Below are 25,241 nucleotides of genomic sequence, written 5' to 3' on the forward strand. Positions count from 1 at the left end.
TCATGGACTCCGACAGTTTGAATCCATCTTTTTGGGATGGAAACTAGCTCAGAATCAACTTGTGTGTACACGGTAGGGCTGGAACCTGGGAACCAGTTAATACAAATGATTCAGGTTAGCTATAGAGGTTTTCCATAAGTCCTGTTGTTGTCACCCTTACGCACTATGGATTCATCTGATCCTTCTAAAAAACCTCGGTCTAAACCTTTACCGAGTCAGGCTACTTTGGCGAAGTTATTTCACTGGTTAAATATCATTAGTCTCGTGATGATGATTGGCAGTGGATTGCAAATTTACAACTCGAATCCGGTTTTTGGTGGGCGGGGAGGATGGCAATTCCCACCCATATTTTTGCTAGGCGGTTGGCTGGCTGGCGGCAGACATTGGCATTTCGCCGCCATGTGGTTGTTCGCACTCAATCTATTTTGGTACGGTGTCTATATTTTCATCACCCGCCGCTGGCAGCATCGTTTTCTCGGCTATAATGACCTGAAAGCTTTGCAGAATTCTCAGAATCAGAAACGCAAAAATTATTCGTGGCACCGCCTAGCTTACACAGCAATTATTCCGGTTTTGCTGCTAGCTTTAGTTAGCGGAATGGGAATGTATAAACCTGCTCAATTCCACTGGATTGTTGATTTATTCGGTAGTTGGCAGGCGCTGAGAGTCGTTCACTTTATATCGGTTCCTACTGTCATTATCTTTGCACTAATTCACTCTTGGCTGGGCCTCCAAGTAGGGGGTGTGCGCCTGATTAAGTCAATTTTTAGGTAGAGGTTTCTTAATGTTTCCAGACTCTCCTCGTTTGTGGCAGCGCCGCCAATTTCTCCAATTATCTGGACTTTCTAGCATTGGTTTACTTTTAGGTGGTTGCGGGTTAGTTCAATCTGATATAATCGGGAAGACCTTTGAACCTTTCAACCAAAGTGTTGAAGCTTTGTTGTTGAATCCTCAAAAACTCGTACCGGAATTTCCTGCAAGTGCGATCGAGCCAAATGCCTTAATTATCAATACCTTTGATTCTACTCCAAACATCGATCCAAAAGCTTTCCGTCTGATAATTGATGGTGAGGTAAATCGTCCCCTCAACCTCAGTCTAGAACAACTTCAGATTATGCCTTTGAGTGTAATGACAATTCGCCATGTTTGTGTGGAGGGTTGGGCTGCTATTGTGCAGTGGGGCGGGGTGCGGCTGCGGGATTTGGTGGCCCTTGCTAAACCCAAGGCAAATGCTCGCTACGTTTATTTTAAGTCTGCTGATGGCTATTACGAGAGTTGGGATATGCCTTCGGCGTTGCACCCGCAGACTTTGATGGTTTATCAGAAGAATGGTAATCCTCTGAGTGTTGAGAATGGTGCGCCTTTACGCCTCGCATCTCCAATTAAGCTGGGTTACAAACAGAGTAAGTGGGTAACTCGAATTACATTAGTTCCTGAATTGCTGCCTGAAAAGGGTTACTGGGAGGATCAAGGTTACGAGTGGTTTGGAGGGCTATAATAATGTGTTTGAGAAGCCTGAATTAGGCAGTATCCTTAGTTTTCAGAATTGGTATTAATTAGCAAGTGGATGATGTATCATGAATAAACGATTTTTTTTACAAGCTGGTGTAGCCACAGTAAGCATGGCATGGTTATCGTCCTGTTTGCCTGGAAAGTCAAATGTTATGGCTGCTGGTAATGGTGTTTTTGAAGTTACTAAAACTGAGGAAGAATGGCGCAAAATTTTGACTAAGGCACAGTTTGATGTGTTGCGAAAACACGGTACTGAACGCTCTCATACTAGCATTCTCGATAAGCAATACGGGAAGGGGATTTATGCGTGTGCTGGGTGTAATTTGCCAGTTTTTGCGTCGCAAACTAAATTTGATAGCGGTACTGGTTGGCCAAGTTTTTACGATCCTATCAAAGGGGCGATCGCCACATCGATCGATAATTCGTTGTTTGGGACTAGAATTGAGGTGCATTGCCGTCGCTGTGGCGGGCATTTGGGTCACGTATTTGATGATGGCCCTGCCCCTACTGGCAAACGCTACTGCATGAATGGTGTTGCTATGAAGTTTATTGCTGGCTGAGGTTCTTTCGCTGTGATAAAGAAACCGGGTTTCTGCGTAAATCTCGGTGAGGATGCTTAAATTCTCGTAGAAACCCGGTTTCTTGCACCGCGGGCTGTGGAATCCCATAATTATCGACGCGCCAAACCGCAGGTACACGCGGATTCGCGCGGATGGTATAGTGATTTTTGGGACGAAAGGGCGATCGAGGTTATGAATGAACGCTGAAGAACTTTTAGAAAAATACGCAGCAGGACAACGCGACTTTAAGAACGCACAGTTAAGTGGGATAGACCTCAAAGGTGCAGACTTGAGTGAAATAAACCTACTGAATGCAAATTTGTCTGGATCTGAGTTGAGTGAGGCAATCTTTACTGAGGCAAACCTCTATGGAGCAAACTTAAGTAGGGCTTACCTCAGCGGTGCTGATTTGAGTAAGGCAGACCTCAGTAATGCCAATTTGAGTAATACTAAGCTGGACAATGCAAATCTGAGTGATGCCAAATTAAACTCTGTATCGCTAGCTAAAGCCTCCTTGAAGGAAGCAGACTTAAGTAGAGCAAATCTGAGCTATTCAAATTTGACTAAGGCAAACTTGACAGGAGCAGAATTGAGTCAAGTAAAGTTAGAAGGTTCTAGCCTCCAAGATGCCAACTTTCATAAAGCCAAACTCCGAGGCGTTAATCTGTCTGCATTTAACTTATCAGGCGTTAATCTGGCTGAGGCTGATCTTACGGCAGCCGACTTCACAGGGACAAACTTAAAAAAAGCCTGTCTGGCAGGGACAAATCTCGAAAGAGCTGTGCTTGAAAAAGCAAATTTGATGACAGCCAATTTGGAGGGAGCCAACCTTAAAAAAGCAGACTTGACTGATGCTCAAACCTATAGCTGGAATATCGAAAATGCAGACTTCACTGATGCGATAATGCCAGATGGAGAACTCTACCAGCCAAAAACCTCCGATCAAGAAATTTCCAGCAAAGCAACCACTCAGCAACAATCCCAAAAAGTGATATCTATGACTCGCAAAATTATTCGTACTGACAAAGCACCCGCACCCGTGGGCCCTTACAATCAAGCGATCGCCGCAACGGGCACTATGCTGTTTGTAGCTGGTCAAATTGCGATCGACATTAGACTAAACGATATTGTCTACACCGACGATGTGGCAAAACAAACCGAACAAGTTATGGCAAATCTCGAAGCGATTCTCACAGAAGCCGGCGCGACTTGGTTGGATGTGGTAAAAACTACGGTTTTCCTCAAAGATATGAATGATTTTGCCGCTGTGAATGCGGTTTATGGGAAGTATTTTGATGCCGAAACTGCACCGGCGCGTGCTTGTGTGGAGGTTTCGCGTTTGCCGAAGGATGTGTTGGTAGAGATTGACTGTATTGCTGTTATTTAAACTCGGTTAGTCGATCGCCCGACAACCATATTTTAGGCCAACCGGCGCGTCAATGTTCTTGTAATTTGGGAACCTGAAGCTTCGGCAGTTCCTTCCACTCATGCTCAATGGGTGAGTAACGACAATAGCACACCGCTAAGCAGTCATACTCAGCATTCGGCATCTTGGGAGCGTACTCCTCTACGCGCGACACTTCCCAGTCTCCCCAGCGAACATGAGTGCTGATACCAGGGGATTTAGGCTCTGTACTCTCGGTAAATTGGGCAAAGTGTCGCAGGCGATCGCCCGTTTGAGGCAGAGGTTTGCTTGAGTAATCATAATGTTCTGCCAGGATACTTGTTAGAGCACCTGTATGGGAGAGCGATCGATCCTCCCATCCAGGGGAAGATAGCGATTCAGTCTTGAACACGATCAACCGTTTCGGCATTGATTATTCCTCCCTCTCATGTTCGGGTTCGTATTGACTTGGTGGAAATTCTGTCAACCCTTCAAAGATACCATCCACCTTCAATATCGGGTCATTTGTTTTTTGCCACCGCAGCAGTTCCCACCCCTGACGCTGCGCCATTTTTTCGCATTGTTCTGGATCGCTTGCACCGTGACGACTAATATTCTCGTCTGGATCGTAGCGGGGTGTTGATGTCATATCGATCGCCATTAATCAATATCTGTCAAAATCTTAGCGCGGAGATTCTAGGAATCGAAGGGTAAAGTGCGCGACTGTCTTAACTCCCACAGCCGATCGCAATTGATCTGTCGCTGTCGCGCACTCCACACCCAAATCAACCGGAAACAACCGGATTGAATCTCCTGAAGCAACGAGCAATTACCTTCTAGCAATTACCCATTACCACTGAGAAATCAGCAATTAGCAATTACCGTCCAAGCAATTACCAATTACCAACCCTAAACTATTTATTCAGCGCTTCGCGGGCGGCTACCGCTTCGTCGGGATGAATGTTCAAACGGGTCAAATTAATTCGACCTTTATTGTCAATTTCTCGCACTTTGACAATCACTTCATCGTTCACAGCTAACTCGTCTTCCACTTTCCCGACGCGGTAGTCCGCTAACTGGGAAATATGAATCATTCCTTCTTTTCCTGGCAGAATTTCCACAAAAGCGCCGATCGGAATAATTCGAGTTACGCGGCCGACATACACGTCTCCTGCATTCAACTTGCGCGTCATGCCTTGGACAATGTTGTAAGCCCGCTGAGCTTTTTCGCTGTCGTTGCCGGCAATTGTCACGGTTCCGTCGTCTTCGATGTCAATCTTGACACCGGTTTCTTCGGTGATGGCTTTGATCGTTTTACCACCAGGCCCAATTACCAAACCGATAAATTCTGGATCGATTTTCAGGGTTAGCAAACGCGGTGCAAACGGCGACATTTCCTTGCGGGGAGTGTCGATGGTTGCCAGCATTCTTTCTAAAATGTGCAGTCTCGCCGGTTTGGCTTGGCGGATGGCGGTGGCAATCACATCTAGGGGTAAACCTTTGATTTTCATGTCCATCTGCAAAGCAGTAATCCCGGTGTCGGTACCGGCTACTTTGAAGTCCATGTCGCCTAAAAAGTCTTCAATTGCCTGAATGTCAGTCAAAATTCGGACTTCATCGCCTTCTTTAATTAAGCCCATTGCCGCGCCGCTGACGGGTTGGGAAAGGGGAACGCCTGCATCCATTAATGCTAGCGTTGAGGCGCAAACTGAACCCATTGAGGTCGAACCGTCGGAAGAAAGGATTTCTGAAACTACGCGAATGACGTAGGGGAAATCTTCTTTGGATGGCAAAACGGGCAGTAAAGCGCGTTCTGCGAGGGCTCCGTGACCGATTTCTCGGCGTCCGGGCGATCGCATCGGCTTGGTTTCTCCTACCGAAAACGGCGGGAAATTGTAGTGATGCAGGTAGCGTTTGTCTTGCTGCGGGTGCAAGTCGTCTCCTAAGTCTTGGGCGTCGCCTGGGGTTCCCAGGGTAGCTGCGGACAAGACTTGAGTCAAGCCCCGATTAAACAACGCACAGCCGTGTACTCGCGACGGCAGCACGCCTACGCGACAAGAAACGGGTCGCACCTCGTCTAGCTTGCGGCCGTCTACACGGACGCCATCTTCGAGGATTTGCTTCCGCATCATTTTTTTGGTAACGTCTTTGAAAACGTTGCCGATCGTTTTGGTGTTGGCGGTGGCGGCTAGTTTTACCGGATCGTCTTCGGCAAGTTCGGCGATCGCAGATTCGACTGCATTTGCCTTAACTTCGTCCAAAGCTGCATTCCGTATTGTTTTGTCTTTTTCAAATCTTGACAAAATGATGCGGATGGGTTCTTGGGCGCGATCGCGAATAAAGTTTTCTAGGGCCGAATCTTGCGATGGCCGTTCCTCTACCACCAAATCGATCCCCAATTCCGCCATAATTTCGCGCTGGGCTTGAATCAAGTCACAGGCTGCTTCATAGCCGAAGTCGATCGCCTCGATGATATCCTGTTCCGGCAATTGGTTAGCGCTGGCTTCCACCATGATTACTCCATCAGGAGAACCGGCTACCACGAGATCCAACTCGCCTTCTTTGATTTCGCTGTAGGTGGGGTTGATGATGAAATCGTCCCCTACCAAACCGACTCGTACCGCGGCCATCGGCCCGTAAAACGGCATTTTCGCCAGTAGAATCGCTACGGAAGCGCCCGTTACCGCCAAAACGTCCGGTGGCACTTGTTCGTCCATCGAAACCGTTGTTGCTACAACTTGGATGTCATCTCGCAGCCAGCTTGGAAATAGCGGACGCAGCGGTCGATCGATCAAACGGCCAGTCAAAGTCACTTTTTCTGGGGGACGCCCTTCCCTTCGCAAAAATCCACCGGGAATTTTACCGCCAGCGTAGAGTCTCTCTTCGTAATCCACCAACAAGGGCAGGAAATCAATTCCTTCTCTCCCCTGCGATCGAGTCGCTGTAACTAAAACCGCCGTGTCACCCGACTGAATCAAAACTGCACCGCCTGCTTGAGGCGCTAGTAAACCAATCTTCAGTCTAATATCCCGTCCATCGAAGGATATTGACTTGTCTATCTCTACCATGTAGCACTGCTTCCTTATCTACCACATTCTTTCTCTGTCGGGATCGTAACATTACCACAGGATGTTTGAGAGTCCGACGCCAAAAGAGAGAGAGAATCGGCGGGCGATCGACTGTCTGCGCCTCGATTGTAAGCATTTATACTCTAGAATTATTTTTTGCACTCCGGGGTTGATTCTCCGGTCGATCGTCCGCTAAACGCCTTCCATAGATGGTACGATCAATTTTCGTTTGGGAATTGGGACGTTGAAGGAAGAAGGAAGAAGCATTTAGTTATCTAGGACACGGAATAAGCGGTAAGGTGCAAACGGATCACCTACATATACAGGTTCTCCCTAATTCCTATCTGGCTCAAAATATCCTTGGTCTGTTTTAAATAAAATTTTCATAAATCCCATATAAATGCAGTATTCAACCTTCCACTTAAATAAAAATATCAGGATTTAAAAAAATGGCAATTTTACACGGCAGTTGGCTTCTAGAGAATGAAAAAAGTTGCTTATTTATTTGGGGAGAAACTTGGCGAAAAATTGGGGTAATTGAAACCCTAGAATCGGGGAGCAATCTACCGCATCCCTTAGCAATGACCGAATCGAAATTTAAGACTTTCCTAAATTCCTTGCACCAGTCGGGAAAACTCAACTGGCAATTACCGGAAACCGCAGAAACTCCACCGGAAAAAATCAAAAAAACTAGGCGAGTGTCCAAAACTCAAAGCGTCGCAGAAATTCCCGCACCAAACCTCTCAATTCAAAGGGAAATTAGGGCGATCGCACTTCCCACCCAAATCTCAGAATCGAACGAAAATCTTATACCGCAGCACTCAGCAGCAGCACTTGAGGAACCGGCTAAAACCGAGGAAATTTACCTTTATCCCTGGCAAGTTGAGGGTTTTTGTCTCAACCCTCAAGCAGCTTTTGTTTTCTTGCAATCACTACCGCTTAACAGCACGGAACCCGACTCTTTTGTCGGCTCAGATTTGCGTTTTTGGTCTCATATTGCTAGGTGGAGTTTGGATTTGTTGGCAAGATGCAAATTTTTGCCTGGATTGGAGAAACAGTCGGACGGTTCTGCTATTGCCAAATGGCAACCGTTGTTAGATAGTTCTACAGATACACTCCGCCTTGCCACTTTTGTCAAGCAAATGCCGACGGCTTGCCGAACATATCAATCGAAGGAAGAAGTCCGATGGAAGTCGGAAGAAGGAAGAGGGGAAAAAGAAGAAGAATCCAGTCAATTGCCTTTAGCGGTAGATTTGCCGATGGGGGCGGAGGAATTGGTGTTAGGCTTTTTGAGTAGTATTGTAGATAGTCAAGTGCGATCTGCTGGTAGCTCTACTTTAGACATCAAAGCAGTTTCTCCTGTGCGCGACTGGCTGCAAGCTTTGCAGCAGGAATCTGGGATAGTTCAAGTAGAAACAGCAGCATTGGAAAACTTGGCAACCAAGCTGACTGCTTGGACTGCACCGCTGCAAAATCAATTATCTCAACAAAGTCAATTTCGCACTTGCTTTCAACTCATACCGCCATCTCCTGGTAAAGCCAACTGGAGTTTAAATTATTGCTTGCAAGCAGCAGATGAAGCGGAATTTTTGGTAGACGCGACAACTATTTGGAACAACTCAGTCGAGCGTTTGGCTTATGCGGGGCGGACAATAGAATTGCCTCAAGAAACTTTGCTCAGCGGCTTGGGTTTAGCCTCGAAACTTTATCCGTTAATTGAACCAAGTTTGCAAGCACAGCGGCCTCAATCTTGTCAATTAAATCCGCTGCAAGCTTACGAGTTTATTAAGTCTGTAGCTTGGCGCTTTGCTGATAGCGGGTTGGGTGTAGTTTTGCCGCCGAGTTTGACAAAGACAGATGGTTGGGCGAGTCGTTTGGGTTTGAGCATTCAAGCGGAAACTCCGAAAGTGACTCCGGCGAAAGGTGGGCTGGGATTGCAAAGTCTGCTAAATTTTAAGTGGGAATTGACGATCGGCGGACAGCGCCTTTCTAAGGCAGAATTTGACAGATTGATCGCGTTGAATTCGCCTTTGGTGGAAATTAACGGCGAGTGGGTGGAGTTGCGCGCGCCCGATGTGAAAGCGGCTCAAACTTTTTTTGCCAGCCGCAAAGAGCAAATGACTCTTTCTTTGGAGGATGCTTTGCGTTTGGCGTCGGGCGATACTCAGATGATCGAAAAATTGCCTGTGGTGAATTTTGAGGCTACGGGTCAACTTCAGGAATTGTTGAATACTTTGAGCGATAATCAAGCGGTAAGTGCGATCGCAACTCCGGCTAGTTTCCGAGGACAATTGCGGCCTTATCAAGCGCTAGGAGCAGGCTGGTTAGCATTCTTAGAACGCTGGGGTTTGGGCGCTTGTCTCGCGGACGATATGGGGCTAGGTAAATGCCTCTTACCACAAAGTTTGCTTTTTGTCAATGGTTTTTTACAAAAAGCTGAAAAAATATGGGAAGCTTATGCCGGAAAAACAGAATTCGACGGTGAGGGCTTTTGGTCTGAACCTAACGAGCAATTACTGGTAAATTCCATAAATCAGGAAACAGGCAAAATTGTACAGGCGACTATTCGACGACTTTACCGCCAGCAGGTGCAAGAAAAGTTGCGAACAATCAAACTACAAGATGGTAGCAGCATCACAATTACCCGCCGTCACAAATTGTTAGGACGCGATGGCTGGACAAATGACCTAAAGGTTGGAGATTATGTTTGCGTTCCTGCTAAATTGTATTGGGAAGGAAAGGCGGAAGATCCCGATTTGGTCAAGTTTCTGGCTTGGCAGATTGCTGAGGGATATGAGCAGCGCGATCGGGCTGTACTCTCGATCGCACAAAAAGATGCGACAGTTCTGGAAAAGCTACGTGTCGCACTCCATAGGCTCAGCGAAAAGTATGGAATAAAAATCAATAATCCTGCTGTTCGTACTCCCGGTAAGCAAAGAGCAGCATATTTAGCTGTGTGTAGTCGATCGTACCAAAGCTTTCTTGAGTCTAAAGGCTACGAGTGGGGGAAACTGTCAGCCGAGAAAAGCTTCCCAGAATTTATCATGCAAGCCAATCTGGACAGCATACGGATTTTTCTCAAAAACTACTTTGATGCTGAAGGTTCTGTCATTCCTAAAATGCGGACTGTCGAAATTAGCACCGCTTCGCATTTAATCATCCAACAACTTTCTACATTGCTGCGGCGCTTTGGAATTTGGCTGCGAATCGCCACCAGACAGAAACGCGCCACCAATGGCAGCGGTATTTTTCGCACCTATTATATCGGTACTTTCGGCGGTAACTCAGCGCGCATATTTTTGCAGGAGATTGGCTGTGGTGATCCAGAAAAACAGCGTAAATTAGAGGAAATTTGCGAAGTTAATGCCAATACAAATGTCGAAGGAATTCCGGTTTCGGATATTGTTGCCGATGCAGTGGAGATGACCAAACTGCCGTTACGGCATTTCGGAATGCACAATCCTGTTTATATTAACGGTTCCCAGCAGTTTTCCCGCATCAGTCTAGAAAAGGTGGTAGCAGGTATGGAAAATGTGCTTGGTGGTTCCGCAGAGCATGAGTACCGCCAGCTAAAGCCTTCTAAATGGACGAATCAGACCCTAGAGGCTTATGCCAATCTCAATGTAGCGCAGCTAGATACTGTCCGAGAAAATTTGCAACTTATACTCGATCGCGAAGTATTTTATTGCCGAATAGAGGAAATTGAGGATTTTGAGTACAGCGGGTGGGTTTATGATTTTGAGTTGAGCAAGCATCACAATTTTGTTGCCAATAATATCTTGTGCCACAATACTATTCAGTTAATCACTTTTCTCCTGCACTTACAAGAACAAAATGCCCTAGAAGCACCGACATTACTGGTTTGTCCGACATCGGTATTGGGCAATTGGGAGCGCGAAGTCAAGAAATTTGGCCCGACGCTGAAAGTATTAGTTTACCACGGAGACAAACGCGCTAAAGGCAAAGCATTTGCTGCGGCAATTAAGGGAAAGGATTTAATAATTACCAGTTACGCCCTGGTGTTTCGCGATGCGAAGGAATTTCAAGGCATTAAATGGCAAGGATTGGTTTTAGATGAAGCGCAAAATATTAAAAATTCCGAGGCGAAGCAGTCGCAAGCTGTGCGGCAAATAGAGGCATCTTTTAGAATTGCGCTGACGGGAACTCCGGTGGAAAATAGACTGCAAGAATTGTGGTCAATTTTAGAGTTTCTCAATCCTGGCTATTTGGGGCCGCGCAATTTCTTTCAGCGCCGATTTGCAATTCCAATCGAGAAATACGGCGATCGAGAATCTTTGCAGACTTTGCGCTCGCTCGTTCGGCCTTTCATCCTCCGCCGCCTGAAAACTGACAAAGAAATCATCCAAGATTTGCCCGAAAAACAGGAGATGACTGTATTTTGCGGGCTGGCAGCTCAACAGGCGGTATTGTATCAGAAAATAGTCGAAGAGTCAATAGCTGAATTAGACTCAGCCGAAGGTATTCAGCGCCGGGGAATGATTCTGGCTTTGCTGGTAAAACTCAAGCAACTTTGCAACCATCCGGCACTTGTGAAAGCAGAAGCTAAGCCGAAAGAATTGGGGATTAAGAGTCAGGAATCGGGGAAATTGCAGCGGTTGGTAGAAATGTTGGAAGAGGTGATCGCTGAGGGCGATCGGGCTTTAATTTTTACTCAGTTTGCCGAATGGGGAAAACTCCTGAAACCGCATCTAGAACAGCATTTAGGGCGAGAAGTTTTGTTCTTGTACGGAGGAATTCGGCAACAGCAGCGGGAAGAAATGATCGATCGCTTCCAGCACGACCCCCAAGGCCCGCCGATTATGATTTTATCTTTAAAAGCAGGCGGCACAGGTTTGAACTTAACCAGAGCAACCCACGTTTTCCACTATGACAGATGGTGGAATCCCGCAGTAGAAAATCAGGCAACTGACCGCGTATTTCGCATCGGTCAAACCCGCAATGTGCAAGTCCACAAATTTGTCTGCACTGGTACGTTAGAGGAGAAAATACACGATATGATTGAAAGCAAAAAAGCTCTAGCCGAACAAGTTGTCAGCGCCGGCGAAAACTGGCTCACCGAGCTAGATACAGACCAACTTCGGAATTTACTAATCCTCGATCGCAATGCTATCATAGAAACGGAAGAAGAGTAATGTGTTTAATTTTCTTCTGTTTCTAGTTAGGACTTTAGTTCTCAACCATCAGAGGAATTACGCACTCTGATCAAAGAAACCGGGTTTTCTAACAGGATTAAAGGTTACAGTCAAGTTTTTTGGTAAAAAACCCGGTTTCTGACTCTCCTAGATAACTAAAGCTTTCTTTCTCCTTCCTTCTTCCTTCTTCCTTCTTCCTTCTTCCTTCTTCCTTCGGCTTATGATTGACAGAGAATGGTGGACACAACAGTGGTTAGATTTAATAAATACCTACCGCTTCAAAAAGCGCTTAGAACGTGGCTGGCAATACGCGCGCGAGGGTAAAGTTCTTAGCATTAAGTTCCCTAACCAAGAAGTAATCGCCCTAGTTCAAGGAACAGATCCCAAACCCTATCAAGTTTCTTTAGGGCTCGATACATTGAGCGATGAAGATTGGGATTATGTGATTGAAAATATGTCGCAAAGAGCAGTTTTTTCAGCTAAATTACTAGCAGGAGAAATGCCACACAATATTGAGGATGTATTTGCGGCCGCCGGCAAAACGCTATTTCCGTTAAGTTTATCTGAGATTCGATCGCGCTGTAGCTGTCCTGACCCCAAAAACCCTTGCAAACACATCAGTGCAGTATACTACTTATTGGGCGATCGCTTTAGCGAAGACCCCTTTGTACTCTTTCAACTGCGGGGGAGAACCAAAGAGCAAATCTTGACAGCACTCCGTCAAAGACGAGGTACGCAGGGAGAGGAAAATTCCCAACTCAACTCCGGCGAAAATTCCCCCACTGCGAATGCTAAATTGCCGAAGGTCGATCGCTTTTGGGAATACAACCAGCAGCTAGAATCATCTTTAGTAGTGATTGTGCCGCCGCCCAGCAGCGAAACAGTATTAGATATCTTAGGCCCAATTCCCCTCGCAACCGACGGAAAAGGAACCGCTAGCAAATCCTCGCCCGCATCTGATGCACTAAAGCAGCATTTTAGCAAAATCTACCAAGCAGTTAGCCAGCAAGCAGTTTTAGCGGCACTGAAACGGGGCGAAGGAGAGTAACATAATTTACTCGCAGAGATGATACTAGGGACTCGGGCTGATAACAAATCAGGCTTTCATACCCCTTTTATTCTTTAGTCCCTCTCTGCTAGAACGAGAGGTTGTGTAGAATAGATTTCAACCAACGAGTCTTACTTTTTGCAATTTCAGTTTACACTTCCCGCAAATTAATCATAATCTCTATCAATTCCTGGGGGCGTTTAATCAAAAAATCGGGACTGTGTGCAGCCAAAGCCTCCTGAGAATTAAAGCCCCAACCTACAGCAACTACTTTAATTCCTGTTTTTCTAGCTGCGTCTATATCTCGGATCTCATCTCCCACATAAACGACTTGTTGAGGATTTATATGTTCTCTTTTTAGCCAGCTATTAATAACTTTATGTTTACCAAAAGTTGAAGCCGAGTAAATAAATGTGAAAGTGTCTTGCAAACCATTTTTTTCCAGCGATGCCAAGACGTTTTCTCGGGAATTAGATGTGATAATGCCCAGTTGAAATCCCAGTTTTTTTAACTCCAGTAACACTTCTTTAATTCCCGGAAATAATTGAATGTTGGGAATTTCGCTGCGTAACTCTGCTTTCAACCTTCTAATCAACACCGGGAATTTGAAGATAGAAATGCCCGAATACTGAAGGAGTTGCCAAGAAGTTAAATTGCTCAGTTGAGCGATTTGCTCTTTGGTCGCAGACTTAAAGCCCAATTCTGCTGACAAACGGTTGGTGATGCTCAGAAGAATATCGATTGTATCTGCTAAAGTACCGTCAAAATCAAAAATAATTACTTTGGTCATTGGACAATAGCAAATAAGGAACGAAGGATCATACCATTTTAGATTTTAGATTTTAGATGGGGGAACAACTTACTGCATAATGTATTGACTCTTGGCGATCGGTACATACCCTAGGGTTATTATCTATAGGGTAAGGTGCCCCTAAGCACCCTGACGAACATCTCAACTTTTAAGGGTTAATTTGATTTGCTTTCGCATTTCGGCGCAGCATTTCGGGTTTTATGCGCCGCAGCGCCGAAGCGGTAAATCTGCGGTTCCATTCCTCGTCGGAAATGTCAGCTAATTCTGCAAGTGTCGGTGCTATATTTTCAGGATAAGGCTCAAACTCGGCAACATCAGTTGGTTTAGCAAATCGCTGATTCCACGGACAAACATCTTGACAAATATCGCAACCTGCTACCCAACCTTGTAAATTAGATGCAATTTCGTCGGGCAGTTTTTCGGCTCGATTCTCGATCGTGTGATAAGCTATACATCGATCGGCATTCACCACAAAAGGCTCAGTAATTGCCCCGGTCGGACAGGCCTCAATGCAGCGAGTACAAGTACCGCAATGTTGCGTATGGGACTCATCGGGTGCTAACTCCAAATTAGTCAAGATTTCTCCCAAAAACACCCAAGAACCGTATTCGCGGGAAATTACATTACCATTTTTGGCAATCCAGCCAATCCCGGCACGTTGCGCCCACATTTTATCCTGAATCGGCCCGGTATCAGCATAATACCGCGCTTCAATTCCCTCGCCTTGCGATCGCACCCAATTTGCCAAAACCTTCAGTTTTTTGTGCAGAATTCTGTGATAATCCCGTCCCCAACCGTAGCGAGAGATTTTAGCATATTCGACCGCTGCCTCGCCCCCGCCCCCGCCCTCACAAGGGATATTTGAGGGGCGTTGGTGAGGTGTGTAGTAGTTGATGGCGACACATATTAATGACTGCACCTCTGGCATCACCAATTGAATATCCAGCCGTTTCGGGTTTGCCATCCATGCCATATCCGCCTGATAACCCTTGTCCAGCCAAGCCTGCAATCTTTGTTTTTCTCGATCGAAATCCGCGTCTTTTGAGGCTATCCCGACTTTGTGAAATCCCAACTCAAGGGCTTTTTGCTTAATGCGATCGCTATTAATTGATTTTTTCATCTGGTAAGGAACCACAGCACAAATTGCGCCATAAGTCTACTAATCTTAAGATTAATTGTGGGACAGAATTGATAATAATTTCACAATCTTTATATTTATAAATTTGAACTCCAAAATGTCAAAAATGTTACATAATTTAATTTAGGGAGAATTCGATTCGCTAATTCAAGTACGCAAGTAAAACCGACAGCGAATCTCACAGCATACACATGGCAGTTAGCATTCAATCAGCTCAATCTATTTTCTCAAACACCGAGATTGCTAGCGTTGTTCCGGCTACCACGGAAGCGTTCTACAAACTCAGCGTTGAAGACCAACTAGCCTTGCTCTGGTATGCCTACACCGAAATGGGCATTACCATCACCGCAGCAGCTCCGGGAGTAGCCAGCATGGCGCTTGTCGAAGGCATACTGAGCGAAATCAAGCAAATGTCGCCTGCTGCTCAAAGCAAAACCATGTTTGACCTAGCCAGCAACGCCGACACTACGATAGGTCGGATTTACACTTCCTTGCGCGTCAACACCAAACTCGGTTTCTGGTACGAGTTGGGACAGTTGATGAAACAGGGTCTTGTCGCTCCGATCCCCGCTGGCTATCAAATGTCTCCCGAAGCCACCACAGTTCTAGAAACCATCAAGAAACTAGATCCGGGTCAACAAATTACTGTACTCCGCAATACCGTAGTTCACATGGGCTACGACCCCGATTTCAGCCAAGAGTACGGCAAACGCTCTGCCCCCCGCAGCACTCCCACCGCTCCTGAAGAGCGGGTGAAAACCAAAATTGAGGGTATCACCGAGCAGACTGTGCTCAGCTACATCGACTACATGAACGCTTTCGACTTCACCCCAGCCGTCGGTTTATTTGCCGAAGAAGGTGCCCTGCAACCGCCTTTCCAAAAGCCGATCGTGGGTCGCGAAGCTATCCTCAACTATATGCGGGAAGAGTGCATCGGACTGAAAATGATGCCGCAGCAAGGCCTATCCGAACCCGCAGAAGATGGCTACCGCCAAGTGAAAGTCACCGGCAAAGTCGAAACTCCCTGGTTCGGATCGAATGTGGGAATGAACATCGCGTGGCGGTTTTTGCTCGATCCCCAAGGTCAAATTTTCTTTGTGGCGATCGACTTGTTGGCATCTCCGAAGGAATTGCTCAATTTGATCCGCAAATAGAATATTCTTGTTGGCTCTGTTAAACAGGCTTGCCCAGAAACCCAGATGCCATTAGGTGTCTGGGTTTATATCATTTTAGATTTTAGCTTTTAAATTTTAGATTCAAGAATTGAAGGATGGGAAATGACTGATGGTATAAGGGTTTGCAGCTTGCCTACACTTGCATTTTTTGAAAGTAGTATTGATTTTGGTCGATCGCTCTTAAAGCTGCGCTCGACGCTTTCCGGTTCCCGGTTCCTCCTTTTTTCGGAGAATTATTTTCCTAGCCCTACTTATATCTTTTGAGGGATTTGCTGTGGCAAAGAGAATGATTAAAGTATACTCATTCATTTGAAATCACTTGTTTTATGACCACAACAACTCGACCTATTATAACTAGCTCTATAAAGATTGCCGGCATCACAATGCCAACGGTACTGCGATATTTTGAAACTTTAAACGCGGGCGATTTTGAAGCGACGGCTAATTTATTTGCTGAGGACGGGGTTCTGCACGCGCCGTTTGAAGATCCAATTACCGGCAGGATTTCGATCGCTACTTATCTAAAAACAGAAGCACGAGGAATGCAGCTCGAACCCCAGCAAGGTGTCAGCCAAATATTAGAAGATGGCAATGTAGAAGTTCAGGTCAGCGGCCGGGTGCAAACTTCCGCATTTGGTGTTAATGTCGGATGGCTCTTGTTGCTCAATTCTGATCAAAAACTCCTTTCTGTCACGGTCAAACTGTTAGCTTCTCCCCAAGAATTGCTAAATCTGCGGTCACAGAAAAACTTTGATGTTTGATAAGCTGTTTCACATTGAAATTATCTATTTTGGTTTGACCTGTCGATCGCACGTAATAGCTAAAGTCGTGCGATCGATAGGTTAATCGGCTTTTTTTGGCAAGAATGAGGCAGAAACCGGGTTTTTATCCAAATCTTTGGTGAAGTGCCACTCACTGTATAAAAATCCCGTTTCTTGGGTATTTGTGCGCTCGTGCCTGTACCCCTACAATCTTAGGAGCGCGAATTAAATTAACTTACATTTTTAATTGTTTTTGTGGGATGGGCGTCCCGCCGGTCCTTTTTGGCCGGGCGGGACGCCCATCCCACAAACTTGTGGAAGTTATTTAATTCTCATTCCTTACAGTCTCAAGCGAGAGGGACGATACTGAACGAAAAAGTGGCTGTCACCGCACCGTGCGGCAGACAGCCCAAGCGAGTCAAAAAGTGCATTGTCAATGACTAATGACTAATTAAGATTTTTCCGGCAAACTCGCTTCCAACTTTAGACAGTTGCGACCGTCTATTTGCAAAGTGTAGTCCACCCGATCCATAAGTCTACTCATAATCAGCCAGCCGTAGCCGCTTTCCTGTTTAGCTTCCGGCCTCGGGGGATTGTAAGTATCCATTTCGTAACCTTTACCGTAATCCCAAATTTCTAAACCAATATCCCTATTTTTTAAATTCAAGCGAATTAACACGGGCAAATTGGGTTGATCTTTGTGAGCATGGCGGATCACGTTAGAATAGGCTTCTGCTAACACCAAGCGCAAACGATTCGACTGACGCGGCCAATCGACGTGCTCTCCTAGCTCTACTTCCAAACTGCTCAGCAACCAATTTTCAACTATTGTTAAAAACCGCAAGTCGCTTGGCACATGAAGCTCAGTATTCATAAAAAAATCCCGTAAGTTTGAAAATCCTGTGTCTTCACACCAGGTATGAAACACGACGCGCCGAATTTATTCGGCCTCAATACTTGTCGCTAATCGGGGGATGCTAGCCTTTTTTGTTTAAAAATCAGGCATTCGTCATTCGGTAGAAGGCAGAAGTTAAGAGTATAGTTGAAAACTTTAGTTATGGGTCTAAAGCCCATTAACAGTTGATAATTATACCGAGACTGCAAGCAGCGAGGTATAAAAAATCTTTGTTTCAATCCCTGGCTTTTAAGCGTTGGTTATTTCTGACGAATGCCTTCTACTTTAACCCTTTACAGGTATTTAATCCCCCAGGAAAGCGATTCAGGAAACTAGCTGCGTCATCGCCAGCTAGGTTTTTTTACTGTGGTTTTTTACTGTTGACGATAACGCCGTCCTTTGCAGGACTACTCTATGGGTCGTCAACAAGCAGGGCTTAAGTTTTTTAGACTTTCACCTCACCCCCGACTATACGTCGGGAGTCGCTGACACATTCAAAGAACCTCCAGAGAGAGTATGGTTTGGTCGTCTTCTTGAACGGGATTGTCTGCTCGGATGTAAGCCAACAAATTGTCCAAGCTGAAGGAACCAGGTTCCTGAATCAAGAGTTGCCAAAGCCCTTCTTGTTGTAGCATAGAACGGGTTGGTACACCCCCTGCGACTTCAGTGGTCACGCTAGCTTCAGTAATTCCGTCACTCGTCAGCAGAAATACATCTCCTGACTTTAATTCGATCGCACCTGCTTTGCCTCTCCAAACTGGTAGTATCCCCAAAGGAATGCCACGAGCTTTCAGGAAATTCGGCTCGGCTGGCGTTTTACCGCTAGCGGCTTGAGCTTTTACCTCCGAGTGAGACCAAACGATCGGGTAAATGTGACCGGCATTAGCAAAGGCCAGGTGTCCGGTTGACGGAGTGTAACGAGCTACAACCATTGTAATAAAATGGTTGTTGCCGATCAGGTCGTCAGACATACTGCTATTCATATTGTGCATAACTCGATCGGGTTCGGGAGAAACTTCTTGGGAAAGTTCCCGTCGCATCACCGAAATCGCGCTGGCCATAAATAGAGCAGCCGGAACTCCCTTACCCGAAACATCTCCCACCGCTATCCAAATATCCCCTTGGGAGTGGACGTAGACTTCAAAAAAGTCGCCGCCAACTTCCCGCGCGGGATAGCAGCAAGCTTGCACCCTGACAGTTTCAAAATCCGGCCAACTTTGGCGCAACAAGTTTGTTTGGATTTGGCGAGCCACTTCCAACTCGTTTTGCATCTGCTTGGCTAAATCCAGAGTGCGCTGGTAGAGCTTAGCTTGAGACAGGGCGAGAGCAGCTTGAGCTGCTACACCTTCTATTAACTCTATATCTTCTGCCGACCAAGGGTTAGTTCCGCCAATCTGGCACAAAGCCAGTACCGCCAGCAATTCTTGCTGGTAAGTCAGGGGTACGGCAATCTCAACCGATTTACCGTCCCCCCCACTGTTTGGGTTCACTTGAGTTTGGCGGGTGGCTACGGCTTGAACCAGCAAATTTTCATCAAAAGAAAAACTACTGGCATCCTCGGTTTGGGCTTGGTAAGGGAAGGTACTCGGCAATAGTCGATCGGTCTCTACCGGCCGCAGCATACAATAGTTGGCCTCAAAAGTTTGACCTACGGTTTGAACAATAGTTTGTACCATACTAGAGTAATCTAGCGACCCGCGAATCACGCTCATTACCTCATTGAACAGAGATTCCTTGCGTAAAGCGCGGCGCAATGCAACGCTGCGCTGCTTGTAGTATTTGTAAGTTTCTGAGGCTTGATTGATCACCAATTTGAGTTCTTCTGGATTCCACGGTTTGGTGATGTATTTGAAAACTTGACCTGAGTTGATGGCCTCAACCAAATCTTCAACATCGGTGTATCCCGTTAGCAGAATCCGAATCGTATCGGGAAATCGCTCGACTGTTTTCCCCAAAAACTCGGTGCCATTCATTTCTGGCATCCGCTGGTCAGATATAATCACAGCCATCTCGCCCTGTTCGTCTAGAACTTCCAGGGCGCTGAGGGCGCTATCTGCTTTGTAAACCTGAAAGTCGCGTCGAAACGTCCGGTACAATAAATCCAAGTTGTCGGGTTCGTCATCGACTACCATCAGTTTCAGCTTGCTTCCATCTCCCCTACTCATCTTTCTTCCCCCTTGAAAACCCCCACCATAGCTGTATTCAGCAAGGTGGCGGGAGGAAAAGGGGGGCTGGATATATGCAACATATCAGTTACGTCAAGTTGAGTTAAAGAAACCCGTTTTACCTTAAGGTGAGCATTCCTTTCGCACCATCTGTTCGCACAACAGATGAGAGGCTTTCGATACTGTAACCCGCCTCGGTAGGCCGCTTCAATAGGGAAAATTCGCTAGTCAGCTTTCGCGCTTTGAAACGAGCAACGACCGTGTTAGCAGTCGGTACTTTTCTAAAAACACCAGCCGCCCCAATGACTAATTAATGGTCTGATTGCAGATATCTTAACTAGCTGCGTCATGTCCTCGGTGTGAATTTTAACACTTACTACTAACCCCGGTATTGCTACCTGAGTGTGGTCTAAATCGGCTGAATATCAAGTCCCACTATACCAGGAGGGTTAGCGGTGGGTTGTTGGCGGTATTCCCTACACCTGTGCCCAATCGCACTTGATTGCTGCATTCAAGTCCCCCTAATCTCTGAACTTTTTGCAGCAAGCATATTACTACGACTGCCGAATCAAGTTAATCTTTCTGCCAGTCTGAGCTTAGCAGAACGAGAGCGGGGATTTCTAGCTACTTCTTCGGATTGTGGCCCGATCGGCTTTTTTGTCAGTACCTGCAAGTTGGCTGTTCCTCGGAGTTGGTGCTTGACTGGTCGGTCTTCCAGACTGTGAAATGTAATGATTCCGATTCTCCCACCTGGTTTTAACCACCTTGGCGCTTGGTTGAGGAAAGTTTCTAAAGACGCTAGTTCGGAGTTAACGGCTATCCTTAAAGCTTGGAAAGTGCGGGTGGCCGGATGGATTCTGCCGTTGCGCTGCTTGGGAGGGAAGCTAGAGGCGATCGCCCCTGCAAGTTCTGTTGTAGTTTGAAAAGGACGCCCTTGCACAATCCGCCTTGCGATGCGCCGCGACAGTCGCTCCTCGCCGTACTTGTAAATAATATCTGCTAGTTTAACTTCTTCCCAGTGGTTGATAATCTCTTCTGCCGTCAAAGATTGCTGCTGGTTCATACGCATATCTAGTTGAGCTGGGTGGCGAAAACTAAATCCTCGTTCCGGTGTATCGAACTGAGCAGAGCTGACGCCCAAGTCTGCTATGATACCATCAAATTCGGCCTCTGGGGACTGATATTCAGCAAAGTTGCCGTGCCAAAACTCAACGGGCGAGTTGGCAAATCTCGCTTGGCAAAAACGGATGGCTTGTTCATCGCGGTCGATCGCCACCACTGTAACATCTGGGGCCGCCGCTAAAATCAAACTCGTGTGTCCGCCGCCCCCAAGCGTCGCGTCCAAATAGTGCCCGCCTGCACGCACAGCCAAACCTGCAATTAATTCTTGACCCAAAACTGGAACGTGATAGGTGTCAATACTGACATCTGATCCAAGGGTCTCCTTCTCAGAGAGCTCGATATCCTTCATAATCTATAACAGCGAAACAAAAATCAACAATAGTCAGTAATCATTAATTCATTTAATTATGTCAAGAATTGAGACTAGAACCGAACCGATGGTGCTCAACATGGGGCCGCACCACCCTTCAATGCACGGGGTACTCCGGCTAATCGTCACCCTAGACGGGGAAGATGTGGTGGACTGCGAGCCAGTTTTGGGCTATCTGCACCGGGGGATGGAAAAAATTGCCGAAAACCGCACCAACGTGATGTACGTCCCCTACGTGAGTCGCTGGGACTACGCTGCCGGGATGTTTAACGAAGCGGTGACAGTGAATGCACCGGAAAAGTTGGCAAATATTGCTGTCCCCAAACGGGCTAGTTATATTCGGGTAATTATGCTGGAGTTGAACCGGATTGCTAACCACTTGATGTGGGTAGGGCCGTTTTTGGCGGACGTGGGCGCGCAAACTCCTTTTTTCTATACTATGCGCGATCGCGAACCAATTCTCGACTTGTGGGAAGCAGCCACAGGTTATCGCATGGTTAATAATAACTATTTCCGCATTGGCGGAGTTGCCGCAGATTTGCCTTACGGTTGGGTAGATAAGTGCGAAGATTTCTGCGATTACTTCCTTCCCAAGATTGACGAGTACGAACGTTTAATTACCAACAATCCAATCTTCCGCCGCCGGATTGAAGGCCTGGGTACGATTTCCCGCAACGAAGCGATTAACTGGGGACTTTCCGGCCCCATGTTGCGCGGTTCCGGCGTGAACTGGGATTTGCGGAAAGTTGACCATTACGAATGTTATGACGACTTCGACTGGGAAGTTTGTACCGAAGCTGCTGGCGATTGTTTAGCCCGGTATTTAGTACGGATTCGGGAGATGCGCGAGTCGGTTAAGATTCTCTATCAAGCCTTGAAAGGACTCCCCGGCGGCCCTTACGAGAATTTGGAAGCGAAGCGCTTAGAAAGCGGGCCAAAATCAGAATGGAATAGTTTTGACTATCAGTTTATTGGCAAAAAAGTTGCCCCGACTTTTAAGATTCCCAAGGGCGAACATTATGTCCGCGTTGAAAGCGGCAAGGGTGAGTTGGGGATTTATATTATCGGGGATGATAGTGTGTTTCCTTGGCGCTGGAAGATTCGGGCTGCAGATTTTAATAATTTGCAGATTTTGCCTCACATTGTTCGCGGTGTGAAGATTGCGGATTTGGTAGCGATTTTGGGGAGTATCGACATTATTATGGGCTCGGTTGATAGGTAGGTTTTGTCGGTTTTTCTCTGATAATTTAACCCGGTTTTTTTGTGGGAACCGGGTTAAATTTTTTTAACCGCAGATGAACGGGGATAAACGCAGATGGATATCGATTAATATTGCTATTAACATCGCTAAAATGTACCTGATTTCTCTCTTCTCTCTTCCTCTGTGCCCTCTGCGCCCTCTGCGGTTAATAAAAAAAATCTTTTCTTCACAAATGAAATAACATCAACTTTGATTCAATAAATTATGACAGTCCAGCAATTAGATATGGATGACAGCAACTCGGAACTCTGTGCTTTAATCTGCGAAAGAATTGCCGCCAGCCCGCAGCGGCGTATTACTTTTGCGAAATATATGGATTTGGCATTATATCATCCGCAGCACGGTTACTATAATAGCGATCGCCCGTCGATCGGCAAACAAGGCGATTTTATCACCTCGTCTCATTGGGGTGCTGATTTTGCGGAGGTTTTGGCGGATCAGTTTGTAGAAATGTGGGAATTGCTCGATCGCCCTTTCAATTTCGCGATCGTAGAAATGGGCGCTGGGCGGGGAAATTTTGCCGAAAATGTGCTGCAATATCTGCAACGGCAATATCCCGATTTATTTCAGATTTTAGAATATATCATTATTGAAGTTTCCCCTGTACTCCAAGCGGAACAGCGGCAAGTGTTAGCCGATATCAAGTGTGTTAAGTGGTGTAATTGGGATGAAATAATTAATAACTCTATTGTCGGTTGTTTCTTTTCTAATGAGTTAGTAGATGCTTTACCCGTGCATCAATTTATTTTGGAACAAGGGCAAGTTAGGGAGATTTACGTTGCCGCCGAAATACCAAAAAATGAGCAAGAAGAAATAAAATTTGTTGAGGTAGTTGGCGAAGTTTCCACGCCTAAAATTGCTGAATATTTTGATTTGGTAAGCATCGATTTGTCGGCGAGTGTTTATGGGGATGGTTATCGCAGTGAAGTGAATTTGGTAGCTTTGGACTGGATGAGTACAGTTGCTCAAAAGTTGCAGCGGGGATATTTGTTAACTATTGATTACGGTTATCCGGCGCACCGCTATTACAATCCGAGGCGCAGCGAGGGGACACTACAGTGTTATTATCACCACCGATATCACAATAATCCTTATATTAATGTGGGGCGGCAGGATTTAACGGCTCATGTTAATTTTACGGCGCTGGAAAGGCAGGGTGAATTGTGCGGTTTGGATGTGGTAGGGTTTACTCAGCAGGCTTTGTTTTTGATGGCGTTGGGTTTGGGCGATCGCCTTGCTTCTCTGTCTACAAATGATGCCGAAGTATTGGATGTCGCAACGTTTTTGCGGCGTCGGGAGGCTTTGCATCAATTGATTGATCCGATGGGTTTGGGGGGTTTTGGGGTTTTGGTGCAGTCGAAGGGGTTGAGGGAGGAGGAAAAAGTGCATGAAGCGAAGCTATCCCGTAGGGAATCGCTCAAAGGTTTCACGGTGCCTTAAGTTAACTAGAATCAGCAACACGCACTCTTTTCCAATTACTTTTGTCATCACTTAAGCGCACTGACTCAGCGGCGGAAATTCCCATTTTCCAGAATATAAAGTAGATGGCAGCTTTAAACCATAGGCAGCAGGAATCACCTCGATCAACCACCAATTAAACATATCTCGTCGGGCTTCAGTAAAACCAGAAATGGCGTCCCCAGTAATGGCATCATACAAAATATCCAAGATGGCATTATAGGCTGTTTTGATGTTGAGTGTTTGCAGCAAGCCGTAGAAAATATTATAAGCTTCGTCAGTAGCTTGATATTTTCCAATTTTGTTGATATTAGGAAACAAGGTATCTGCCCAAGTTTCTGGGATTTCACAACTATCCTTCAGCCAACAAGATACAATTCCTTCAACGATATCAGCTTTGTGTTCTTCCGGAAAGTAATGTTTAATCGTCGGTTTAGCTGCTAATGCTATTCCATAAGCCATATAGACGTATCGCTGATGGGACATTGGATCATTAGGCATTCCAAAGGCTGTCATTACTTCTACAAAAGCTTCTTCTACATTGCACTTTCCACCTCTTTCGTATAAATCGCGATACTTTCTGTCCCAAACTGTATGAAGTGTTTGTTGTAATTGCTCTGGAATATCTGAATTGTTGGGCAACTTGAAATCGGTGTAATGACCTATGTCAAACTGTATCATTGACTTTCCCTCCTTATGTATTTTTCTTAATCGTAAACTAGGAGCAAGGTAATATTAATCTTCATATCACCTCCATTCTACCTTGCCCAGAGAAGCCAGTAAACCCCTGGTAAGCTCTACTGACTTTCTATCCTGTACTTCTAATGATATGGCTGCTTGTAGAAGATAATCACTTGAATATTCGGAAACTTCATTTTAAAGTCCTCATCACAAGTAATGTTGCAACCTGAACACATCTCTCTCTCAGTGTAGAGGTAGAGTATTCCTTCTACCTCCAAAGAAACATCATCCCTTTCCAACTGTTCTGCAAGTGCATTGAAAATCTTGTACTCAGCGTGTTCTTTGTTGTTGCAGGATGCTATTCTGTCAAGCCTTGGCTCAAAAAACAACTTTGGCCCATCCTCTTCACCTGGAATATTCAGAGGATCTCGCTTGCTGGTAGCTTCTAGGTTATAGACTTTGCCTGTCGGGATCTCCAACTTGACAACAGCAGCATTGCCAGAACGATTTTTTTTATTTGAATCTCCTTTTTGGATATGAATCAACCGAATATATTGAACTTTCGTCTGTAGTTCCTCTACGATGTCCGCATGGCACTCAGGTATGTCTTCGGGATACTCGTAATGAGGTGTGTTTCTATAGGGGTTTTCTGTAGTTGAGTTTTTGTTCATGCGATTAA

At 45.9% G+C, this 25,241-nt stretch carries 20 protein-coding genes; 10 read left to right on the forward strand and 10 right to left on the reverse strand.

The window, feature by feature from the left end; all coding sequences use genetic code 11:
• Window positions 1–165 precede the first annotated feature (165 nt).
• From QUA40_RS15585 to QUA40_RS15600, 4 genes are all read left to right on the forward strand, one after another.
• A complete protein-coding gene (locus QUA40_RS15585; protein ID WP_333127312.1) occupies window positions 166–774 on the forward strand; it encodes a cytochrome b/b6 domain-containing protein in 609 nt (202 codons plus the stop codon).
• 10 nt (window positions 775–784) lie between these two features.
• Window positions 785–1,498 carry a molybdopterin-dependent oxidoreductase gene (locus tag QUA40_RS15590; protein ID WP_333127314.1) on the forward strand — a complete coding sequence of 238 codons (714 nt, stop codon included), beginning with the start codon at window positions 785–787 and terminating at the stop codon, window positions 1,496–1,498.
• Between the two features lie 79 nt (window positions 1,499–1,577).
• Entirely contained in the window at window positions 1,578–2,072 is a 495-nt protein-coding gene (gene msrB / locus QUA40_RS15595) for a peptide-methionine (R)-S-oxide reductase MsrB (protein WP_333127317.1), read from the forward strand.
• Window positions 2,073–2,268: 196 nt separating this feature from the next.
• Window positions 2,269–3,459 carry a Rid family detoxifying hydrolase gene (locus QUA40_RS15600; protein WP_333127319.1) on the forward strand — a complete coding sequence of 397 codons (1,191 nt, stop codon included), beginning with the start codon at window positions 2,269–2,271 and terminating at the stop codon, window positions 3,457–3,459.
• 49 nt (window positions 3,460–3,508) lie between these two features.
• Here QUA40_RS15600 and QUA40_RS15605 read toward each other — a convergent pair whose 3' ends face one another.
• The 3 genes from QUA40_RS15605 to QUA40_RS15615 all read right to left on the reverse strand — a co-directional run bounded on the left by QUA40_RS15605 (window position 3,509) and on the right by QUA40_RS15615 (window position 6,524).
• Complete coding sequence (locus tag QUA40_RS15605) at window positions 3,509–3,886, reverse strand: hypothetical protein (RefSeq protein ID WP_333127321.1); 378 nt, start codon at window positions 3,884–3,886, stop codon at window positions 3,509–3,511.
• A 3-nt stretch (window positions 3,887–3,889) separates the two neighbouring features.
• Complete coding sequence (locus QUA40_RS15610) at window positions 3,890–4,105, reverse strand: hypothetical protein (protein WP_333127323.1); 216 nt, start codon at window positions 4,103–4,105, stop codon at window positions 3,890–3,892.
• A 265-nt stretch (window positions 4,106–4,370) separates the two neighbouring features.
• Window positions 4,371–6,524, reverse strand: a complete 2,154-nt coding sequence (locus QUA40_RS15615) for a polyribonucleotide nucleotidyltransferase (protein WP_333127324.1) — start codon at window positions 6,522–6,524, stop codon at window positions 4,371–4,373.
• Between the two features lie 449 nt (window positions 6,525–6,973).
• Between QUA40_RS15615 and QUA40_RS15620 the strand changes: the two genes are divergently transcribed.
• Together QUA40_RS15620 and QUA40_RS15625 are read left to right on the forward strand one after the other, a co-directional pair.
• Window positions 6,974–11,677, forward strand: a complete 4,704-nt coding sequence (locus tag QUA40_RS15620; RefSeq protein WP_333127326.1) for an SNF2-related protein — start codon at window positions 6,974–6,976, stop codon at window positions 11,675–11,677.
• A 220-nt stretch (window positions 11,678–11,897) separates the two neighbouring features.
• Window positions 11,898–12,725, forward strand: coding sequence for an SWIM zinc finger family protein (locus tag QUA40_RS15625; RefSeq protein ID WP_333127329.1), 828 nt, complete (start codon window positions 11,898–11,900; stop codon window positions 12,723–12,725).
• A 151-nt stretch (window positions 12,726–12,876) separates the two neighbouring features.
• Here the strand turns inward: QUA40_RS15625 and QUA40_RS15630 are convergent, their stop codons facing one another.
• Both QUA40_RS15630 and queG read right to left on the reverse strand, forming a co-directional pair.
• Complete coding sequence (locus QUA40_RS15630) at window positions 12,877–13,515, reverse strand: HAD-IA family hydrolase (protein ID WP_333127331.1); 639 nt, start codon at window positions 13,513–13,515, stop codon at window positions 12,877–12,879.
• A 169-nt stretch (window positions 13,516–13,684) separates the two neighbouring features.
• Window positions 13,685–14,656 (reverse strand): tRNA epoxyqueuosine(34) reductase QueG, encoded by a 972-nt coding sequence (queG, locus tag QUA40_RS15635; protein ID WP_333127333.1) that lies wholly within the window; start codon window positions 14,654–14,656, stop codon window positions 13,685–13,687.
• Between the two features lie 209 nt (window positions 14,657–14,865).
• Between queG and QUA40_RS15640 the strand changes: the two genes are divergently transcribed.
• On the forward strand, window positions 14,866–15,828 hold the full coding sequence (locus QUA40_RS15640) for an orange carotenoid protein N-terminal domain-containing protein (RefSeq protein WP_333127334.1): 963 nt from the start codon (window positions 14,866–14,868) through the stop codon (window positions 15,826–15,828).
• A 347-nt stretch (window positions 15,829–16,175) separates the two neighbouring features.
• Entirely contained in the window at window positions 16,176–16,610 is a 435-nt protein-coding gene (locus tag QUA40_RS15645) for a nuclear transport factor 2 family protein (RefSeq protein ID WP_333127336.1), read from the forward strand.
• A gap of 451 nt (window positions 16,611–17,061) precedes the next feature.
• Here the strand turns inward: QUA40_RS15645 and QUA40_RS15650 are convergent, their stop codons facing one another.
• The 3 genes from QUA40_RS15650 to rsmH all read right to left on the reverse strand — a co-directional run bounded on the left by QUA40_RS15650 (window position 17,062) and on the right by rsmH (window position 21,141).
• The gene (locus QUA40_RS15650) at window positions 17,062–17,484 is read right to left on the reverse strand and encodes an ATP-binding protein (RefSeq protein WP_006633914.1); all 423 of its coding nucleotides are present in this window, start codon (window positions 17,482–17,484) and stop codon (window positions 17,062–17,064) included.
• A 515-nt stretch (window positions 17,485–17,999) separates the two neighbouring features.
• On the reverse strand, window positions 18,000–19,670 hold the full coding sequence (locus QUA40_RS15655) for a SpoIIE family protein phosphatase (protein ID WP_333127338.1): 1,671 nt from the start codon (window positions 19,668–19,670) through the stop codon (window positions 18,000–18,002).
• A 568-nt stretch (window positions 19,671–20,238) separates the two neighbouring features.
• Window positions 20,239–21,141 (reverse strand): 16S rRNA (cytosine(1402)-N(4))-methyltransferase RsmH, encoded by a 903-nt coding sequence (gene rsmH / locus QUA40_RS15660; protein ID WP_333127341.1) that lies wholly within the window; start codon window positions 21,139–21,141, stop codon window positions 20,239–20,241.
• Window positions 21,142–21,199: 58 nt separating this feature from the next.
• Between rsmH and QUA40_RS15665 the strand changes: the two genes are divergently transcribed.
• Both QUA40_RS15665 and QUA40_RS15670 read left to right on the forward strand, forming a co-directional pair.
• Window positions 21,200–22,384 (forward strand): NAD(P)H-quinone oxidoreductase subunit H, encoded by a 1,185-nt coding sequence (locus tag QUA40_RS15665; protein WP_333127342.1) that lies wholly within the window; start codon window positions 21,200–21,202, stop codon window positions 22,382–22,384.
• 243 nt (window positions 22,385–22,627) lie between these two features.
• Window positions 22,628–23,863: a class I SAM-dependent methyltransferase gene (locus QUA40_RS15670; protein ID WP_333127344.1), complete on the forward strand. Its 1,236-nt coding sequence runs from the start codon at window positions 22,628–22,630 to the stop codon at window positions 23,861–23,863.
• A gap of 51 nt (window positions 23,864–23,914) precedes the next feature.
• On the opposite strand, the gene QUA40_RS15675 is transcribed toward QUA40_RS15670, so the two are convergent.
• Both QUA40_RS15675 and QUA40_RS15680 read right to left on the reverse strand, forming a co-directional pair.
• A complete protein-coding gene (locus tag QUA40_RS15675; protein ID WP_333127346.1) occupies window positions 23,915–24,562 on the reverse strand; it encodes a hypothetical protein in 648 nt (215 codons plus the stop codon).
• A gap of 140 nt (window positions 24,563–24,702) precedes the next feature.
• Complete coding sequence (locus tag QUA40_RS15680) at window positions 24,703–25,233, reverse strand: deaminase domain-containing protein (RefSeq protein WP_333127348.1); 531 nt, start codon at window positions 25,231–25,233, stop codon at window positions 24,703–24,705.
• Window positions 25,234–25,241: the final 8 nt, after the last annotated feature.

It is taken from the genome of Microcoleus sp. Pol11C3 (genome assembly GCF_036701485.1).
GTDB lineage: Bacteria > Cyanobacteriota > Cyanobacteriia > Cyanobacteriales > Microcoleaceae > Microcoleus.

What these genes read in the sequence shown, in the direction of transcription:
- QUA40_RS15585 (WP_333127312.1), top strand. Translation starts at nt 166, where the DNA reads ATGGATTCATCTGATCCTTCTAAAAAACCTCGGTCTAAACCTTTACCG.
- QUA40_RS15590 (WP_333127314.1), top strand. Translation starts at nt 785, where the DNA reads ATGTTTCCAGACTCTCCTCGTTTGTGGCAGCGCCGCCAATTTCTCCAA.
- msrB (WP_333127317.1), top strand. Translation starts at nt 1,578, where the DNA reads ATGAATAAACGATTTTTTTTACAAGCTGGTGTAGCCACAGTAAGCATG.
- QUA40_RS15600 (WP_333127319.1), top strand. Translation starts at nt 2,269, where the DNA reads ATGAACGCTGAAGAACTTTTAGAAAAATACGCAGCAGGACAACGCGAC.
- QUA40_RS15605 (WP_333127321.1), bottom strand. Translation starts at nt 3,886, where the DNA reads ATGCCGAAACGGTTGATCGTGTTCAAGACTGAATCGCTATCTTCCCCT.
- QUA40_RS15610 (WP_333127323.1), bottom strand. Translation starts at nt 4,105, where the DNA reads ATGACATCAACACCCCGCTACGATCCAGACGAGAATATTAGTCGTCAC.
- QUA40_RS15615 (WP_333127324.1), bottom strand. Translation starts at nt 6,524, where the DNA reads ATGGTAGAGATAGACAAGTCAATATCCTTCGATGGACGGGATATTAGA.
- QUA40_RS15620 (WP_333127326.1), top strand. Translation starts at nt 6,974, where the DNA reads ATGGCAATTTTACACGGCAGTTGGCTTCTAGAGAATGAAAAAAGTTGC.
- QUA40_RS15625 (WP_333127329.1), top strand. Translation starts at nt 11,898, where the DNA reads ATGATTGACAGAGAATGGTGGACACAACAGTGGTTAGATTTAATAAAT.
- QUA40_RS15630 (WP_333127331.1), bottom strand. Translation starts at nt 13,515, where the DNA reads ATGACCAAAGTAATTATTTTTGATTTTGACGGTACTTTAGCAGATACA.
- queG (WP_333127333.1), bottom strand. Translation starts at nt 14,656, where the DNA reads ATGAAAAAATCAATTAATAGCGATCGCATTAAGCAAAAAGCCCTTGAG.
- QUA40_RS15640 (WP_333127334.1), top strand. Translation starts at nt 14,866, where the DNA reads ATGGCAGTTAGCATTCAATCAGCTCAATCTATTTTCTCAAACACCGAG.
- QUA40_RS15645 (WP_333127336.1), top strand. Translation starts at nt 16,176, where the DNA reads ATGACCACAACAACTCGACCTATTATAACTAGCTCTATAAAGATTGCC.
- QUA40_RS15650 (WP_006633914.1), bottom strand. Translation starts at nt 17,484, where the DNA reads ATGAATACTGAGCTTCATGTGCCAAGCGACTTGCGGTTTTTAACAATA.
- QUA40_RS15655 (WP_333127338.1), bottom strand. Translation starts at nt 19,670, where the DNA reads ATGAGTAGGGGAGATGGAAGCAAGCTGAAACTGATGGTAGTCGATGAC.
- rsmH (WP_333127341.1), bottom strand. Translation starts at nt 21,141, where the DNA reads ATGAAGGATATCGAGCTCTCTGAGAAGGAGACCCTTGGATCAGATGTC.
- QUA40_RS15665 (WP_333127342.1), top strand. Translation starts at nt 21,200, where the DNA reads ATGTCAAGAATTGAGACTAGAACCGAACCGATGGTGCTCAACATGGGG.
- QUA40_RS15670 (WP_333127344.1), top strand. Translation starts at nt 22,628, where the DNA reads ATGACAGTCCAGCAATTAGATATGGATGACAGCAACTCGGAACTCTGT.
- QUA40_RS15675 (WP_333127346.1), bottom strand. Translation starts at nt 24,562, where the DNA reads ATGATACAGTTTGACATAGGTCATTACACCGATTTCAAGTTGCCCAAC.
- QUA40_RS15680 (WP_333127348.1), bottom strand. Translation starts at nt 25,233, where the DNA reads ATGAACAAAAACTCAACTACAGAAAACCCCTATAGAAACACACCTCAT.